This is a genomic window from Algoriphagus sp. (genome assembly GCF_013373065.1).
Taxonomy (GTDB): domain Bacteria; phylum Bacteroidota; class Bacteroidia; order Cytophagales; family Cyclobacteriaceae; genus Algoriphagus.
On the sequence record NZ_JABXIN010000001.1, the window covers coordinates 267,178 to 281,651 of the forward strand.

The window sequence follows — 14,474 nt, forward strand, 5'->3', positions numbered from 1 at the left end:
CAATTTCCGGTTTTGCCGTCTCCAAAAGTTGAGGAATAGTAAACCATGCCTTGATTCCTTCTTGAATTTTAGAAATGAAGCTTCGATCCTTTTTATCAAATAAATAAAACAAAAAAGGTGAGGTATGGCCCTCACCTTTTTAGCAATCAGAATCAAATCAACTTTTTAGAAATTGACTTGAGCCTGCAATCTTAAAAGACTTCCTTTTTGTCTATTATCCGGATTCAGAGAGTTTTCAAAGGTTCTGTCCGAAAAGGTATACATCGTTACCAATTCGAAATTTTTATTAAATAGCCACTCCACTCCGATCTCTAATTCTTTAACCCGATGTTTTGTAGCATCGAGTTCAAATTTCTTACCTCCCTTATAATATTGATACCTTGTAAAAGGAATGAAAACCTTGCTCCCCGATAGGATTCTATAATTCAACATAGCATACCCACCGTTTAGAGGTGCATCTTTCACGTCATTTGTGGCAGGATCATATTCAGGCCCCCTTCCCCAATTATATTCAGCTTGAAAACCAAAAGGTTGAGGATATAAAATCAGTGAAGGACCATAGCGATATTCTTCAAACTCGGTTTGAGTGAAATCGGTAGCTGGATTTCTAGTGATTACATATTTTCCGGTATAAGCTTGGAAGGAGGCTTCAAAAATTTGGCCTGAGCTGAACTGATAAGGGTAGGTAAATCTCCCAACCACATGGACATTTTTATTTTTATCTTGATTATTTGGCCCTTGGCCATTAAAAATCCCAAATCCAAACATTCCGTAATCACCAGAGCCCTTTAAACCTGACGAGGTTAAATAGCTGAACCGCTCCCGAATTTCTGTTGGAGCATAGTAAAAGAAAACTCCTAAATCCCGTTCATTGGGCATCCCAGAATTCAACCCATCATTTCTATCTAAGGGCAATCGGTTGGAACTGGACTGAAGGTTTTCAAATCCAAATGGAACTTTTGATTGACCAATCCTTAATCTGAATTCATTTTTTGAATCCAAACCTACATCAAAGTAGGCATCTCTAATTTGTCCGAAATTACCTCCTCCTGAGGCAAAATCAGGCTGGATATAGAAATACACTCTTGGATGAATTTGACCATAAAAAATGATCCGAATTCGACGAAAGAAAAATCCTCCACCGTCACCACCCCAAGATTTATCACATTGGTCACATTTTAAATCCGGATTGGTTTCAAATAAACCATTGTACCGTAATTGAGCATAGCCTCTAATTCGGAGGTTTTCATACCATCCCTTGGGCACAACAGTTTGCTTCTTTGCAGAATTAAGCAAAGAATCTTCTTGCTCCCCCCTTGCATGAGGAGCCGTCATCACCATTCCTAAATAGAATAGCAATGAAGCGAGCAGAAATCGCTTCATAAGTTTTTCTTATGGGTAATGAAATGTACAGTGATGCAAATGTCCAATCTTATCGTTTATTTATGATGAAGGGATTGTTAACAAATCATTACTTGAACTAAGTATGATTTATTAAATCATAGAAGATCAAATAAAAATTCTGGACTTAAATGCACATAATCATGGATATAGGCATGGCAGACTGGAAGTTCCTCCTTTTTGTGAGAGGACAAGACCCCCACGACTTTCATGCCTGCATTCTTTGCAGCCATCACACCTGAATAAGAATCTTCAAAAACGATACAATTGTCGGGATAAACTGATAAATTTTCAGCGGATTTCAGATATACCTCAGGATCAGGTTTGTGTTTTGTAACATGCTCACTAGCTAATGCAGAGTCCAAATGCAGAAAAAGATCGAGCTTTCCGGCAATTAGCTCTAGGTTGGCATAAGGCGCTGAAGTAGCTACGGCAGTCCGTAATCCTAATTTTTTCAACTCTTTAAAAAATGAATCGAAACCCGCAATGGGACTTACATGATGCTGGTAAATTTCTCGAAATAGACTTTCCTTTTCATCTTCTAAAATTAAAAGCTCTTCCCCTTCTATCTTTCTCCCCAAAAAATGGCTTAATATATAGGAGTTGCTTTTCCCATACATATGCTGAGCAAACTCCTCCTCGGTCGGAAATAGATTCCTTTTTTCAAAAAAAATCCGAAAGGCTTTGGAATGAAAAGGATTGGTATGACAAATCACCCCATCCATATCGAAAATTACAGCTTTTCCCATCTGATAATAAATAGAGAGGTCGCTTACCTGAATTTAGAAAAGCGACCTCTTCAAAATGATTAAATCCTATTAATTGAATTCCGCAATTACTTTTTCAATGATATCACAGCATTCATGCAGTTGTTCTTCTGTCATCACCAAAGGAGGTGCGAAACGAATAATGTTTCCATGAGTAGGCTTTGCCAGTAGTCCATTTTCAGCCAGTTTCATACAAATGTCCCAAGCTGTAGTACTATCCTCACTGTCATTTATGACCACGGCATTCAACAGTCCTTTTCCACGGACAAGTTTTGCAATTGCATACTTCTCAACCATCTTTTGCATCCGCTCCCGAAACAACTTCCCCAGCTTGCGTGCATTTTGTGCGAGCTTTTCATCCCGCACCACTTCTAAAGCAGCGAGCGCTACTTTCGTCCCCAATGGATTCCCTCCAAAAGTGGACCCATGTTGGCCAGGCTTTATGACATCCATGATTTCCTTATCCGTCAAGACGGCAGATACAGGATAAAACCCTCCTGAAATGGCTTTCCCCAAAATCAGCATATCCGGTTTGGTATAGGTTTCTTGTCGCTCACAGTGTCCTTCGCAAGTGCAATTGCCACACACCGCCAACAAAGAGCCGGTTCGGGCAATACCAGTTTGGATCTCATCCGCAATAAACAATACATTTTTTTCAGCACATGCTTCTTTCACTTTCCGAACATAATCATCTGCCGGTGTATAAACCCCTGCCTCTCCCTGAATAGGCTCCACGAGAAAAGCTACAACGGAAGGATCTTTCAAAGCCTCTTTTAAGGCATCAATATTATTATAAGGTATTCGGACAAAGCCTTCTGTGTAAGGCCCAAAATTTTTCCTGGCGTTTGCATCATTTGAAAAAGAAATAATTGTAGTCGTTCGACCATGAAAATTATTTTCAGCAACGATTATCTTGGCCTGGTTTTCGGCTATTCCTTTTCGTTCATAGCCCCATTTTCTTGCAATTTTGATTGCGGTCTCTACACCTTCTGCTCCCGTATTCATGGGAAGCACCTTATCAAAGCCAAAGTATTCCGTGATATATTTTTCAAATGGACCTAATACATCATTATGAAAAGCCCTGGAGGTTAGCGTCAATTTTCCAGCTTGCTCGATTAAGGCATTCTGGATGCGAGGATGACAATGACCTTGATTTACCGCGGAATAAGCAGAAAGAAAGTCATAGTATCGCTTTCCTTCTACATCCCAAAGAAAAACCCCTTCGCCTCTGGACAACACTACAGGTAAAGGATGGTAATTATGTGCACCGTATTGGTCTTCGAGAGAAATGGCTTGATGGCTAGAAGTAATAGTCTCCATGAATTTTTGTAATTTTGGGCTGTTAAAATTGACTCTCGCAAATATAACAATTGCCTTACAGCCCTTCTTATGAAAAGCCAAAAGAATAGCGGGAAGCTTCCAACGCTAGAACCTGGGGACTATTATTTCAACGAGCAAGGGCTTATGGTATTTACTGAAAAATATCATCGGAAGCGAGGATACTGCTGTGGAAGCGGGTGTAAGCATTGCCCTTATCCAAAAGGGTAAAAACTCAGGCAATATTTTCTAGGGCTTTGTTGTTAATTCCCAAAAAGTTCCGATATTTGCAGACTCATTAGTGAAACGCATACATTTACGATACTGAATCATGGCAAAAGTTTGTGACATTACCGGAAAAAGACCTCAAGTAGGTAACAATGTGTCCCATGCTAATAACAAGACCAAGCGTAGATTTTACCCAAATCTTCATAAGAAAACCTTCTATGTTCCAGAGGAGGATGCTTGGATTACATTGAAAGTTAGCACCAAAGCATTGAAGACGATTAATAAAAAAGGTATCTCTGCGGTATTGAAAGAAGCGCAGGATAATGGAATGATCGTAATCAAATAATAAAGTCTCGGCGATAAACATTCAGAAAGATGGCTAAGAAAGGAAATAGAGTACAAGTGATTTTGGAGTGCACAGAGCACAAAGACTCTGGCATGCCAGGTACCTCTCGGTACATCACCACTAAAAACAGAAAGAACACGACCGAGCGATTGGAATTGAAAAAATTCAATCCTATCCTTAAGAAAGTCACTGTTCATAAAGAAATTAAATAATCTAAGCCGGAGTAATCCGTAAACGAAAGAAGATATGGCTAAGAAAGTAGTAGCAACCCTGAAAAAAGAAGGCGGTGTGACTTACGCCAAGGTAATCCGTGCGGTTAAATCTGATAAAACCGGCGCTTATACCTTCAAAGAAGAAATGGTACCTACCACAATGGTTCAGGAAACTTTGAAAAAATAATTTGCCAACGGCATCGTAATGCATTTAAGTCCCTCTGTACTTCGGTCAGTAGGGACTTTTTTATTATTTTCCATCAAAAATTCACATCATGGGAATCTTTGGATTATTCTCGAAAGAAAAGAAGGAAAGCCTGGATCAGGGTTTACAAAAATCCAATCAATCTATTTTTTCCAAACTCAGTAAAGCTGTCGTTGGAAAATCAAAGGTAGACGAAGAGGTTTTAGACGAACTTGAAGAAATCCTTATCACATCTGATGTAGGGGTTGATACGACCATTAAAATCATTGAAAGGATCGAAGAGCGCGTTGCCCGTGATAAATACCTCAACACTGAAGAATTGGATACAATCCTTCGAGAAGAAATTATCGCACTCTTGGAAGAAAACAATTCACAGGACTTTTTGGATTTTGATATTCCTGAGGATCAGAAGCCCTATGTCATTATGGTTGTCGGTGTCAATGGAGTTGGAAAAACAACAACCATTGGGAAATTAGCTAATCTTTTCAAAAGCAATGGCAAATCCGTAATCCTAGGTGCGGCCGATACCTTCCGGGCCGCTGCCGTAGATCAATTGATTCTTTGGGGAGAGCGAGTTGGAGTTCCTGTCGTTTCACACGGAATGAATACTGATCCGGCTTCCGTTGCCTTTGATACTGTCAAGCTCGGAAAAGAGCAAGGAGCAGATGTGATCATTATAGATACAGCAGGGAGACTTCACACCAAAGTCAACCTCATGAATGAGCTCTCAAAAATCAAACGCGTTATGCAGAAGTTTATTCCTGATGCGCCACATGAGATCTTATTGGTATTAGACGGATCAACAGGACAGAATGCCTTTATACAGGCAAAGGAATTTACAAAAGCAACCGAAGTAAGTTCATTAGCCATCACCAAATTAGATGGTACTGCCAAAGGTGGAGTAGTGATCGGAATTTCAGACCAATTTAAAATCCCCGTGAAATACATTGGTGTGGGAGAGAAAATGAGCGATTTACAGATTTTCAATCGAAAGGAATTCGTAGACTCACTTTTCTCGAAAAAATAATCTCTTCTGACACTCACAAATAGATCCCTGTTCTGCAGGGATTTTTTTTTGAAAATTCTTGAACCTTTCATTTTCTTTTCCGTAATTCAATATGATATCAAATTAATATCATATCAATATGGAAAAAATAATCAAACCATCGTCCGGGTACCTGATTCTCCTTTTGGATCTTATTATGATCCCATTGGTACCTTATTCATTTTTGAATGGACTCCCAATCTTAGGAGTAGCCAGCGTTCTAGTCTTCATCCTGCTCATACCAGGCTACTTTATTGTCGAGCCAAATAAGGCTATGGTCTTGTTACTCTTTGGTGATTATAAGGGCACGGTGAAAGCCAACGGCTTTTTCTGGGTTAACCCATTTATGACCAAAAAGAAAATTTCTTTGCGAGTAAGAAACTTTGAAAACAAGCCTCTTAAAGTCAACGACAAAATTGGAAACCCAGTCATGATTGGAACGATCGTAGTTTGGCAAGTGGAAGACACCTTCAAAGCCACTTTCGATGTAGAGGACTACGAAAACTTTGTACACTTACAATCAGATGCCGCAGTCAGAAAAATGGCTGGTTTGTATCCGTATGACAATTTTGAAGATGAGGATGCTGAAGTTACACTTCGGTCCGGGGTAGAAGAGGTAAACCATTCACTGGAAAAGGAGATTTCAGAACGATTGCACCATGCAGGAATCAAAGTGATTGAAGCTCGGATTTCTCACTTGGCTTACGCCTCTGAAATTGCTTCAGCCATGCTTCAGCGTCAGCAAGCTACTGCTATTGTAGCTGCACGTCAGAAAATCGTTGAGGGTGCTGTAGGAATGGTAGAGATGGCTCTTGAGGATCTTAAAGTAAAAGACATCATCGAGTTTGATGAAGAGAAAAAAGCAACCATGGTTTCCAACCTAATGGTAGTTCTTTGTTCGGATAAAAGTGCAAACCCAGTCTTGAATGTAGGTACTTTAAATCAATAAAAATGGCACGGCAGGTATTCAATGAGAGCCAAACATACCGAGGCACCTGGATCATGTACTTGATTTTGATGACCGAAATTCCCATGGTTATCTTGGTTTTCACCATTATGAAAAGCCAAAACTCAGATCCAACAGAAATGGCGATGGCCATAGCAGCGATTTTCGGAATTGTTGGGCTTACCTTCCTGCTACTCATGAATATCCGATTAGACAGCAGGATCGATGAAGTTGGCATTCATTATCGGTTTATTCCATTTATCAACAAGTGGCGGACCATTCCCAAAAGCCAAATCCGATCCATAGAAGTCATCAGCTACTCACCTATCAGTGATTTTGGAGGCTGGGGAATAAAGGGTAACCGTACCACGAAAGCATACAGTATCATTGGAGATAAGGGGCTTTCTATTCTAGCCGGTGAAAAAAAGAAAATAATGATCGGGACTCAGAAAGACGCAGAATTGAAAGCCTTTTTGAACTATTGGCAGGAGGAAGATTTCAATGAGTAAAAAGAAAGCATTTGCGCTTCGGATCAGCGAAGAAACCATGAAAGCTATTGAAAAATGGGCTGCCGATGAATTCCGCAGTACCAATGGACAGCTGGAATGGATTATTCGAGAAGCTTTGAAAAAAGCCAATCGGCTTCCAAAGAAAGGAGAAAGTGAAGAGGACCTTTCTGAATAAACCCAACTTTCTTTTCTTATCTATTTGATTTTCATAATTTTATACAAACCTTTCCAATTATGAAATATTTAAAAATCGGACTCGGAGGTTTTCTTCTTGTGGCTGTGTTTTTTCTGACACCAAACCAATCGTCAGGACAAAGCATTGAACCTACCAAAGAAGAACTTAAAGATGCCAAAGCAGCTGAAAAGTATGAAAAGGCAAAAGAAAAATTAGCTAAGAATGAGGAAAAGCTAAAAAAGGCAAAGAAAAAGCTTCAGAATAGTCGAGATAAATTTAACAAGTCCAACACAGCCGGAAAGCTTTCTCCAAAACAAGTTTCGAGCGAGACTAAATCGATCCAAAGGCAAGAAAAGCAAGTAGAGAAGCTGGAAAAAGAAATTGAAAAACTAAAAGAACAAATCAAGGAATATGAAGAAGGCGGGTAACACCGCCTTTTTTATTCTGATTTGTACAACAATTCTTGATTCTCAAAATCAAATAATGTCAGGGCTCGCAATTCATAATAGGCCAGCCAATAATCCTTCAAAGCACTGAAGTAGGCTCTTCTGTTGGTATCTTTTTCGTTTTGAGCAATAGAAAGGTCGGTGATCGACACATTGCCTGATTGATAGCGCTTAATAGCGATTTCATATCTCCTTTGAGCTACCTCGTCAGAAACTTTGGTCACCTGAAGTCGCTCTCGGATCATTAAGAAATTCTTCACTTTCGTAAAGATCTCCTGCTCAAAATTAATTTCATCTTGCTGAACGGTATATTCAACTAGTTGCTGATTAGCTTCAGCTTGAGCCAATCTTGCCTTATTTCTCCCCCAATCTAAAATGGGGACAGAAAACCCTAAACTAACCAAGGCCTGCGTATTGGGATTTTGGTAAATGTCCCTCCAAGCAAAGGCTGCATTATTGTATCCATAACTTGCATTCAACTGAACGGCAAATCGCTCACCTTTCGCCTGAGCCATCAATGCTTCAGCTTCAATCTTTCTCCGCTGGAAACCTAATGCCTCTGCCCTGTTTTGAAAAGCCAATTCAATCGCGTCATCCACATTAACCTCAAAAAAAGGGACTTCCTCAGGGGATTCAAGCTCAATTTCTGTATTTGGATCCAAGCCAATAAATGATTTTACAGCCAAAGCGGAGCTCTCCAAATCCAACTTAGCCTGAGCCAAATCCTGCCGAGCTTGTAAAACCTGTAGCTCAACCTGGAGCAACTTATCTTCAAAGGTCGTCCCAAGTTCATAGCGTGCTTTTTCGATTGAAAAAATCTCCTCAGTATTGGTTAGGTTTTGCTGTGCAATTCCAACATTAACTTGAGCTAGGAGGTAATCAAAGAACAATTGACTCACGAAAAAGGATACCTCTTCCATTTCTTGCACATATTCCCGTTTACTTTCCTCAAATAGAAGGGGTTGAATTTTTTTATCCCATTTGTAGGGATTATAAGCAAACAAAGGTTGTTGAAAACGAACATTTACCGGAACCCCTGACCATCGTGTCTGTATATCATCAGGACCAGCCAAAAAATTATCAAACCGATTGGTTGATGTATTGACGGAAATAACGCCTCCTGTGGGAGAGATCACCTGTTGAAGCCCCAATTCCAAGTCCATAAAATTTTGCTGAACTTCGAGAAATTCAATAGAACCGTCTGGCTGGGTAATGCTATTAAATGACTGGGAATAGCTTGGAATGGTTCCATTTAATCGGAGCTGAGGATTATAATTCGATCGAAATAATCGGTATTGCCAATAGCGATTTTCACGGCGGGTCTTGGCTCGGAGAGAGGCAGGAGACCGATCTTTTGCACGTTGAACCATTTCATATAATGTATAGCTCACTGTTTCTTGCCCCAAGCTTTCAAAAGTAAATAAGCCGAAAAGATGAAGAGTAATGATGACAGTCGAAAAGCGTTTCATAGGTATCTAAATTTTGAAAATAATTCAACTAAATTAATGATAGTACCTCCATCAACCAACAAGAGCGGAATAGAAAGGTGTGAAAAATTCCTAAATCTCTTCTTAAAACAAATGGACAGAAAAATCAGGATACCTAAATTGCATCGCCATGATCAAACAAACCATTTCCTTTGTTATTCGATATGTACCAAGGCCACTTTTACAACGAGTGAGCCCTTTGGTAATGAAGTTTTTTGCTTGGAAAAATAAAGGAAAAGGAGTCGAATGTCCCATTTGCCATTCTGAATTCAAACAGTTTTTACCCTATGGCCGGCAAGCTCGAGAAAACGCTCTTTGCCCAACTTGCCTTTCTTTGGAACGTCATCGGTTAATGTGGCTTTTTTTAAAAGAGAAAACCAACTTCTTTACGGACAAGCTTCGCGTACTTCACATTGCACCGGAGCATTGTTTTCTAGAGTTGTTTGAAGCGCTTCCTAATTTGGATTACGTCACTGCTGATTTAGAATCCCCATTAGCCAAAGTAAAAATGGATGTGCATGACATCCCCTTTCCAGAGAATTCATTTGATGTCATTTTTTGTAACCATGTATTGGAACATGTAGAAAGTGATTTAAAAGCATGTTCCGAATTCAATCGGGTACTCAAGCCTTCCGGATGGGGAGTAATTCAATCCCCGATCTATGATCTAGAAAAAACTTTGGAAGATCCCACTGTGACTGCCCCAGCTGAGCGTGAAAAACTATTTGGGCAGCGGGATCATGTACGAAAGTACGGAAAGGATTACGCGGCCCGACTCCGGGAATCGGGATTGGCTATCGAAGAAAATCGCTTTGTTGAAAGTTTACCCGAAGAGCAAATAATAAAATATGCCCTTCCTCCTAATGAGATTGTCTTTGTTTGTCGAAAAGGGAATTAACCCTTAAATAACTTTATCAAAAACTCCCAAATAAAGCCAACTCCATATGCTGAGAGCTGAAGAATAGAAGCCAAAATTGCCAAAATCCCAACAGGAAGGGATTTGGTTTGGAATGTTACTGAAAGAAAAACACCTACCACCCAAAAACCAAATACCACGGATTGGAGATAAAACAATTTCCAACCTAACATCCCACTCAATACTAGGCTAATCAAAAAGACCACAAAAAGAGAGGGCAAAAGATGAACAACCTGAATGGCTTCCGGGTGAAATCTAGAAACGTTTATTCGGTTTCTCCCAAATGAAAAAGCCTGTTTGGCAAAACTCCACAAACTGTTTTTCCTTTTATGAAAAACAAATGCCTCCTGGACCAATTCAAGTTTAAAACCTGCTTTTTTTATCCGCAAACTCCATTCAATGTCTTCTCCTTGATTTGGGTCAATAAAGCCTCCAATCTTTTCAAAAACTTCACGAGAAACACCCATATTAAATCCGCGTGCTTGAAATTTTGCAGGATCTTTCATCTTTCCACGAATCCCTCCTGTCGTCCAAAAAGATGTCATCGCAAAGTCCATTGCTTTTTGGGACGTGGAAAAATCTGTAGCTGCAGCATCTGGCCCACCAAACGCGTCTAAACCGCGATTTTTTATTGCATTTTCTAGTTTCGAGAAATAAGCCGGGGGGACGATTACATCTGAATCAAACATCACAAAAAAATCACCTTTTCCTGCTTTCATTCCCCGATTTCTTGCAAAACCCTGCCCCGTATTTTCCTGAAAGAAATAATGAAGATCCAAGGAATTTTGGAATTGTTGGCATATTTGATCTGCTTTCAATTCAGACCCATCGTCCACTACAATTACTTCAAAATGGGAATTATCCTGTAGACTTAAAGACTCCAAAAGCTCCCTTAATTCATCAGGACGATTATAAACAGGGATTATAATCGAGAAAAACATCAATACTCAAAGTTGATTTCCTCGTCGATTTTATACTCGGTTTCCTTAGACTGGTTGGATGTCATCAATTCGGCTAAAAATCCTGTTACAAAAAGTTGAACACCGATAATCAAAGCCACTAAAGCCAAAAAGAAAAGCGGCTGATCAACAATTTCCCGAACAGGAAGCCCTTTTTTCAAACCGTATATTTTTTCAAAAATCAACCAACACGTAATCAAAAAACCTGATACGAAAGACAAGGTCCCCAATAATCCGAAAAAATGCATCGGCTTCTTTTTGTACCGATGCACAAAAGAAACTGAAATCAAATCCAAAAATCCATTTAAAAAGCGTTCAATTCCAAATTTGGAATACCCATACTTTCGGGCTTGATGCTGAACTACCCTTTCACCGATTTTCCCAAATCCATTCCATTTAGCAAGTAGCGGTATGTATCGATGCATTTCTCCATAAACTTGGATGTTTTTAACAACCTTCAGTTTATAGGCTTTCAATCCACAATTGAAATCATGGAGTTTGATCCCAGATATCCACCGTGTAACAGCATTAAAAAATCGCGAAGGGATGGTTTTTGAAATAGGATCATGACGTTCCTTTTTCCAGCCGGAAACCACATCATACCCATCCTTTTCAATCATTTCAAAAAGTCCGGGAATTTCATCGGGACTATCCTGCAAATCAGCATCTAATGTTATCACTACCTTACCTTGAGCTTTTTTAAACCCCGCGTCTAAGGCGGCAGATTTCCCATAATTACGAGTGAAATTTATCCCTTTGATATTTCCGTTCGTTTCGGCAAGATTTCCGATTTTTTCCCATGAACCATCTGTACTCCCATCATTGACAAGAATAATTTCATAAGAAAAGCCGTGGTGATTCATCACACGGCTAATCCATTGAGTTAATTCAGAAAGTGATTCTTCCTCGTTGAAAACAGGAACAACCGCCGAAATTTGAAGCATATCAGTAATCTAGGGATTTGTCTCTCTTTTTAAGGATTGCGCCCAAAATTAAAGCAATGATTGCGTAGATAATTAATCCGATTCCAAAATTTTTGATTTGCCCAGTTAATGAGAAATTCTCCATAGTTCTGGTACGGATTTCATCCAATTGTTCCGGAGGTAAGGAATCAGCAGAGGCACCGAAACGCTCCATGATTTCAAGAGTGTTCTCCACGGATTGATCCGCAAGGACACCTGGCAATGCAGGGTCAATTACATGAAATAGCAATAATTGCCCCACCAAGGAAACCAAACCGGAAACAATCATGGTGATAAAGGCAAAATTAAAGGCTGTACCAAAGCTCATAAAACCACCAATCTCTGTTCGATATTGTCTCCCAAAATAGATGATCAATACAAAAAACAACACTAGCGCTACCAAACCAAACCAGCCTGATGCGAGCATCGTGGAATCCACAAAATAAGCAACATAAGTCAAGGCGACAGAAATCAGACCAATTGTCAAACCTGGTCTTATGGCAGCTTGAACGGGAGTTTGACGTTCTTCCATAGTAAATTAGTTAGGGTTTTTCCTCAAAATAATAGAAATAATAATAGTAAAAAACAGTCCAGGCACTATTTTCCAAATGCCATCATTCAAGGCAATATCCAAAGGATTCATTTCCATAAGACTACTTTCTGTAGTTTGATAGGAAGATTCTCCAACTTGAGAAATGATTGTTTCTCGGTTTGTCTCCATCACCTGAAGCTTAGAAGCTTTTACAGTTTCGAAAAGCTCAGGGAAAATTTCGAAAATCGCCCAAATGCCAATAACGGAAATTAAAGCAATGATCATGTAGGTTACAAAGCCAACCGACATTCCTTCTGCAAATGACAGGTATCCGTTGTTTGTGTATTCTTTAAAAAATTTTAGAGCTAAAAATAAGGAAATGGGGGTTATTATATATCCAAAAATCAAATTCAAGTTTGTTGGATCAGGAACCAACCAAGATAAAAAGCCAAATGAAATTAATCCAAGGACTCCTCCAAGTGTTCCGAATTGATAGGCAGAACCAAAATATTTAATCATGGATTTTTACTAAAGACCCTTTATCAATTCGATATTTCACTTTTCCCACTAGCTCTTTCCCAAACCAAGGGTGATTATAAGCCAGCGATCGATTACTCTCATGATCATAGGTCCAAGCTTCCTTAGGATCAAATATTGTAATCTCTTCAACTTCTGACCTTCCCAAAACTGATAGTGGACCATCCGTGATTTTCTCCAAAAGCAATTCCCAACCTAACTTCTTTTCAAGCTGAGTCATTGCGGGAAGAAAAGTCTGTAAACCAGCCATCCCAAAAGCTGCCAAATCAAATTCCATAAACTTGGAATCAAAATCCTCCGGCTGATGATTTGAAACTATTGCATCTATTGTCCCATCCTTAAGACCTCCGATAAGTGCATTTTGATCCTCTTTTCCTCGAAAAGGGGGTAAAACCTTCAGATTTGTATCAAATTCCACAAGATCTTCATCAGAAAAAATAAGCTGGAAAACTGATACATCTGCTGTAACGTTTAATCCTTCTTTCTTAGCTTCCCGGATTAATTCTACTGATTTTGCTGAGCTGATGGTTTGAAAATGAACCCTACCGCCAGCATATCGAATTAATTCTAAATTTCTTTGTATGGCAACCTCTTCTGCCAGCCTGGGAATCCCTTTCAATCCTAATTTGGTTGAGACATCACCTTCATGCATTTGACCAAAAATTGCTAATAGAGGATCATAAGAGTGGTCAAAAAGAACTCCATTGATCTTTTGCAGGTATTGGATGGTTTTCAAAAATCGATCACTATTTGATAGTGGCTCTTTACCTTCACCAAAAACAGTTACGCCGGATTGATAATGCATATCAAGCATTTCTGTAAAATCATCCCCTTTTAAATCAATGGTGACAGCTGCTTGAGGAATCAATTCGACAGAACTGGATGCTGATTTGTTTTTAATAAAATCCACCAAGCCTTTGTTCTGAATAACCGGTTGAGTATTTGGCATAATTACAGCAGCCGAAAAACCCGATACATAAAGACTATCACAGAGAGATTGAATTGTTTCTTTGTGTTCCAAGCCCGGTTCACCAGCTGATACTCGAAGATCAACCCAACTTTTGCTGGCAATCCAACCTTCTGAGTTAATTATTTCCAATCCTTTGAAATCTCTTGATGAGTCAAGGGGTAAAAGTCGACCCTGATCAAATAGAAAGTCCCCTTTTTGAGATTTTCCTTTATCAACCCATGTCAATCCTTGGAAGAGTACAGCCATCCGAATTTTATTTGATGCAAAACTGCAACAATAATCCAAAAATGAAAAATAAACTTTACGTAAGCTTGTATTAGGCTGGAAGGAGAAGCAAGGAATTAGGCATAAAAAAAGCCCCTTTGAGAGGGGCATTTGATAAATGAGGCGGCGACCTACTCTCCCGGGTGTAACCCCAGTACCATCGGCGCTGCAGGGCTTAACTTCTCTGTTCGGGATGGGAAGAGGTGGGACCCCTGCGCCAGGCCGCCTAAATTGGAAGACTCAAGTAGTC

19 protein-coding genes and 1 rRNA gene are annotated in these 14,474 nt (G+C 39.6%); 10 read left to right on the forward strand and 10 right to left on the reverse strand.

Annotated elements, in window-relative coordinates; translation table 11 throughout:
* Positions 1-165 precede the first annotated feature (165 nt).
* The 3 genes from HWE15_RS01200 to rocD all read right to left on the reverse strand — a co-directional run bounded on the left by HWE15_RS01200 (position 166) and on the right by rocD (position 3,488).
* Positions 166-1,383: a porin gene (locus HWE15_RS01200; RefSeq protein ID WP_290505671.1), complete on the reverse strand. Its 1,218-nt coding sequence runs from the start codon at positions 1,381-1,383 to the stop codon at positions 166-168.
* 116 nt (positions 1,384-1,499) lie between these two features.
* Positions 1,500-2,150, reverse strand: a complete 651-nt coding sequence (locus HWE15_RS01205; RefSeq protein ID WP_290505672.1) for an HAD family phosphatase — start codon at positions 2,148-2,150, stop codon at positions 1,500-1,502.
* Positions 2,151-2,219: 69 nt separating this feature from the next.
* On the reverse strand, positions 2,220-3,488 hold the full coding sequence (gene rocD / locus HWE15_RS01210) for an ornithine--oxo-acid transaminase (protein WP_290505673.1): 1,269 nt from the start codon (positions 3,486-3,488) through the stop codon (positions 2,220-2,222).
* A gap of 69 nt (positions 3,489-3,557) precedes the next feature.
* Here rocD and HWE15_RS01215 point away from each other — a divergent pair, with 69 nt between their 5' ends.
* The 9 genes from HWE15_RS01215 (at position 3,558) to HWE15_RS01255 (ending at position 7,579) form a co-directional block, all read left to right on the forward strand.
* Positions 3,558-3,716, forward strand: coding sequence for a DUF5522 domain-containing protein (locus HWE15_RS01215; protein ID WP_290505674.1), 159 nt, complete (start codon positions 3,558-3,560; stop codon positions 3,714-3,716).
* A 100-nt stretch (positions 3,717-3,816) separates the two neighbouring features.
* Positions 3,817-4,059, forward strand: coding sequence for a 50S ribosomal protein L28 (gene rpmB / locus HWE15_RS01220; RefSeq protein ID WP_290505675.1), 243 nt, complete (start codon positions 3,817-3,819; stop codon positions 4,057-4,059).
* A 29-nt stretch (positions 4,060-4,088) separates the two neighbouring features.
* Positions 4,089-4,271, forward strand: a complete 183-nt coding sequence (gene rpmG / locus HWE15_RS01225; RefSeq protein WP_259414097.1) for a 50S ribosomal protein L33 — start codon at positions 4,089-4,091, stop codon at positions 4,269-4,271.
* A gap of 34 nt (positions 4,272-4,305) precedes the next feature.
* Positions 4,306-4,458 carry a DUF4295 domain-containing protein gene (locus HWE15_RS01230; RefSeq protein ID WP_189584633.1) on the forward strand — a complete coding sequence of 51 codons (153 nt, stop codon included), beginning with the start codon at positions 4,306-4,308 and terminating at the stop codon, positions 4,456-4,458.
* 88 nt (positions 4,459-4,546) lie between these two features.
* A complete protein-coding gene (gene ftsY, locus HWE15_RS01235; RefSeq protein WP_290505676.1) occupies positions 4,547-5,503 on the forward strand; it encodes a signal recognition particle-docking protein FtsY in 957 nt (318 codons plus the stop codon).
* A gap of 118 nt (positions 5,504-5,621) precedes the next feature.
* On the forward strand, positions 5,622-6,470 hold the full coding sequence (locus HWE15_RS01240) for an SPFH domain-containing protein (protein ID WP_290505677.1): 849 nt from the start codon (positions 5,622-5,624) through the stop codon (positions 6,468-6,470).
* A 2-nt stretch (positions 6,471-6,472) separates the two neighbouring features.
* Positions 6,473-6,976 carry a hypothetical protein gene (locus HWE15_RS01245; RefSeq protein ID WP_290505678.1) on the forward strand — a complete coding sequence of 168 codons (504 nt, stop codon included), beginning with the start codon at positions 6,473-6,475 and terminating at the stop codon, positions 6,974-6,976.
* Positions 6,969-7,151 carry an Arc family DNA-binding protein gene (locus tag HWE15_RS01250; RefSeq protein WP_290505679.1) on the forward strand — a complete coding sequence of 61 codons (183 nt, stop codon included), beginning with the start codon at positions 6,969-6,971 and terminating at the stop codon, positions 7,149-7,151. The genes HWE15_RS01245 and HWE15_RS01250 overlap by 8 nt, the downstream gene beginning before the upstream one ends.
* 59 nt (positions 7,152-7,210) lie before the next feature.
* Positions 7,211-7,579, forward strand: coding sequence for a hypothetical protein (locus tag HWE15_RS01255; protein ID WP_290505680.1), 369 nt, complete (start codon positions 7,211-7,213; stop codon positions 7,577-7,579).
* Between the two features lie 11 nt (positions 7,580-7,590).
* On the opposite strand, the gene HWE15_RS01260 is transcribed toward HWE15_RS01255, so the two are convergent.
* Positions 7,591-9,066 carry a TolC family protein gene (locus HWE15_RS01260; RefSeq protein WP_290505681.1) on the reverse strand — a complete coding sequence of 492 codons (1,476 nt, stop codon included), beginning with the start codon at positions 9,064-9,066 and terminating at the stop codon, positions 7,591-7,593.
* Between the two features lie 151 nt (positions 9,067-9,217).
* Between HWE15_RS01260 and HWE15_RS01265 the strand changes: the two genes are divergently transcribed.
* Positions 9,218-9,982, forward strand: a complete 765-nt coding sequence (locus HWE15_RS01265; protein WP_290505690.1) for a class I SAM-dependent methyltransferase — start codon at positions 9,218-9,220, stop codon at positions 9,980-9,982.
* Here the strand turns inward: HWE15_RS01265 and HWE15_RS01270 are convergent.
* The 6 genes from HWE15_RS01270 to rrf all read right to left on the reverse strand — a co-directional run bounded on the left by HWE15_RS01270 (position 9,979) and on the right by rrf (position 14,454).
* Entirely contained in the window at positions 9,979-10,941 is a 963-nt protein-coding gene (locus tag HWE15_RS01270) for a glycosyltransferase (protein ID WP_290505682.1), read from the reverse strand. The two genes, HWE15_RS01265 and HWE15_RS01270, sit on opposite strands and share 4 nt — an antisense overlap.
* On the reverse strand, positions 10,941-11,903 hold the full coding sequence (locus tag HWE15_RS01275; protein ID WP_290505683.1) for a glycosyltransferase family 2 protein: 963 nt from the start codon (positions 11,901-11,903) through the stop codon (positions 10,941-10,943). Before HWE15_RS01275 ends, HWE15_RS01270 begins: the two co-directional genes overlap by 1 nt.
* A 1-nt stretch (position 11,904) precedes the next feature.
* Positions 11,905-12,453 carry a DUF4199 domain-containing protein gene (locus HWE15_RS01280; RefSeq protein ID WP_290505684.1) on the reverse strand — a complete coding sequence of 183 codons (549 nt, stop codon included), beginning with the start codon at positions 12,451-12,453 and terminating at the stop codon, positions 11,905-11,907.
* A 6-nt stretch (positions 12,454-12,459) separates the two neighbouring features.
* Positions 12,460-12,972 carry a DUF4199 domain-containing protein gene (locus HWE15_RS01285; protein WP_290505685.1) on the reverse strand — a complete coding sequence of 171 codons (513 nt, stop codon included), beginning with the start codon at positions 12,970-12,972 and terminating at the stop codon, positions 12,460-12,462.
* The gene (locus HWE15_RS01290; protein WP_290505686.1) at positions 12,965-14,206 is read right to left on the reverse strand and encodes a dihydroorotase; all 1,242 of its coding nucleotides are present in this window, start codon (positions 14,204-14,206) and stop codon (positions 12,965-12,967) included. The genes HWE15_RS01285 and HWE15_RS01290 overlap by 8 nt, the downstream gene beginning before the upstream one ends.
* Before the next feature lie 136 nt (positions 14,207-14,342).
* Positions 14,343-14,454: ribosomal RNA gene (gene rrf, locus HWE15_RS01295) — 5S ribosomal RNA — on the reverse strand.
* Positions 14,455-14,474 lie beyond the last annotated feature (20 nt).

Excerpts from the sequence above, each read along its gene's own strand:
- HWE15_RS01270 (WP_290505682.1), bottom strand. The coding sequence starts at position 10,941 with ATGTTTTTCTCGATTATAATCCCTGTTTATAATCGTCCTGATGAATTA.
- HWE15_RS01205 (WP_290505672.1), bottom strand. The coding sequence starts at position 2,150 with ATGGGAAAAGCTGTAATTTTCGATATGGATGGGGTGATTTGTCATACC.
- HWE15_RS01290 (WP_290505686.1), bottom strand. The coding sequence starts at position 14,206 with ATGGCTGTACTCTTCCAAGGATTGACATGGGTTGATAAAGGAAAATCT.
- HWE15_RS01255 (WP_290505680.1), top strand. The coding sequence starts at position 7,211 with ATGAAATATTTAAAAATCGGACTCGGAGGTTTTCTTCTTGTGGCTGTG.
- ftsY (WP_290505676.1), top strand. The coding sequence starts at position 4,547 with ATGGGAATCTTTGGATTATTCTCGAAAGAAAAGAAGGAAAGCCTGGAT.
- HWE15_RS01245 (WP_290505678.1), top strand. The coding sequence starts at position 6,473 with ATGGCACGGCAGGTATTCAATGAGAGCCAAACATACCGAGGCACCTGG.
- HWE15_RS01215 (WP_290505674.1), top strand. The coding sequence starts at position 3,558 with ATGAAAAGCCAAAAGAATAGCGGGAAGCTTCCAACGCTAGAACCTGGG.
- HWE15_RS01230 (WP_189584633.1), top strand. The coding sequence starts at position 4,306 with ATGGCTAAGAAAGTAGTAGCAACCCTGAAAAAAGAAGGCGGTGTGACT.
- HWE15_RS01280 (WP_290505684.1), bottom strand. The coding sequence starts at position 12,453 with ATGGAAGAACGTCAAACTCCCGTTCAAGCTGCCATAAGACCAGGTTTG.
- rpmG (WP_259414097.1), top strand. The coding sequence starts at position 4,089 with ATGGCTAAGAAAGGAAATAGAGTACAAGTGATTTTGGAGTGCACAGAG.
- HWE15_RS01200 (WP_290505671.1), bottom strand. The coding sequence starts at position 1,383 with ATGAAGCGATTTCTGCTCGCTTCATTGCTATTCTATTTAGGAATGGTG.
- HWE15_RS01240 (WP_290505677.1), top strand. The coding sequence starts at position 5,622 with ATGGAAAAAATAATCAAACCATCGTCCGGGTACCTGATTCTCCTTTTG.
- HWE15_RS01250 (WP_290505679.1), top strand. The coding sequence starts at position 6,969 with ATGAGTAAAAAGAAAGCATTTGCGCTTCGGATCAGCGAAGAAACCATG.
- rocD (WP_290505673.1), bottom strand. The coding sequence starts at position 3,488 with ATGGAGACTATTACTTCTAGCCATCAAGCCATTTCTCTCGAAGACCAA.
- HWE15_RS01285 (WP_290505685.1), bottom strand. The coding sequence starts at position 12,972 with ATGATTAAATATTTTGGTTCTGCCTATCAATTCGGAACACTTGGAGGA.
- HWE15_RS01275 (WP_290505683.1), bottom strand. The coding sequence starts at position 11,903 with ATGCTTCAAATTTCGGCGGTTGTTCCTGTTTTCAACGAGGAAGAATCA.
- HWE15_RS01260 (WP_290505681.1), bottom strand. The coding sequence starts at position 9,066 with ATGAAACGCTTTTCGACTGTCATCATTACTCTTCATCTTTTCGGCTTA.
- rpmB (WP_290505675.1), top strand. The coding sequence starts at position 3,817 with ATGGCAAAAGTTTGTGACATTACCGGAAAAAGACCTCAAGTAGGTAAC.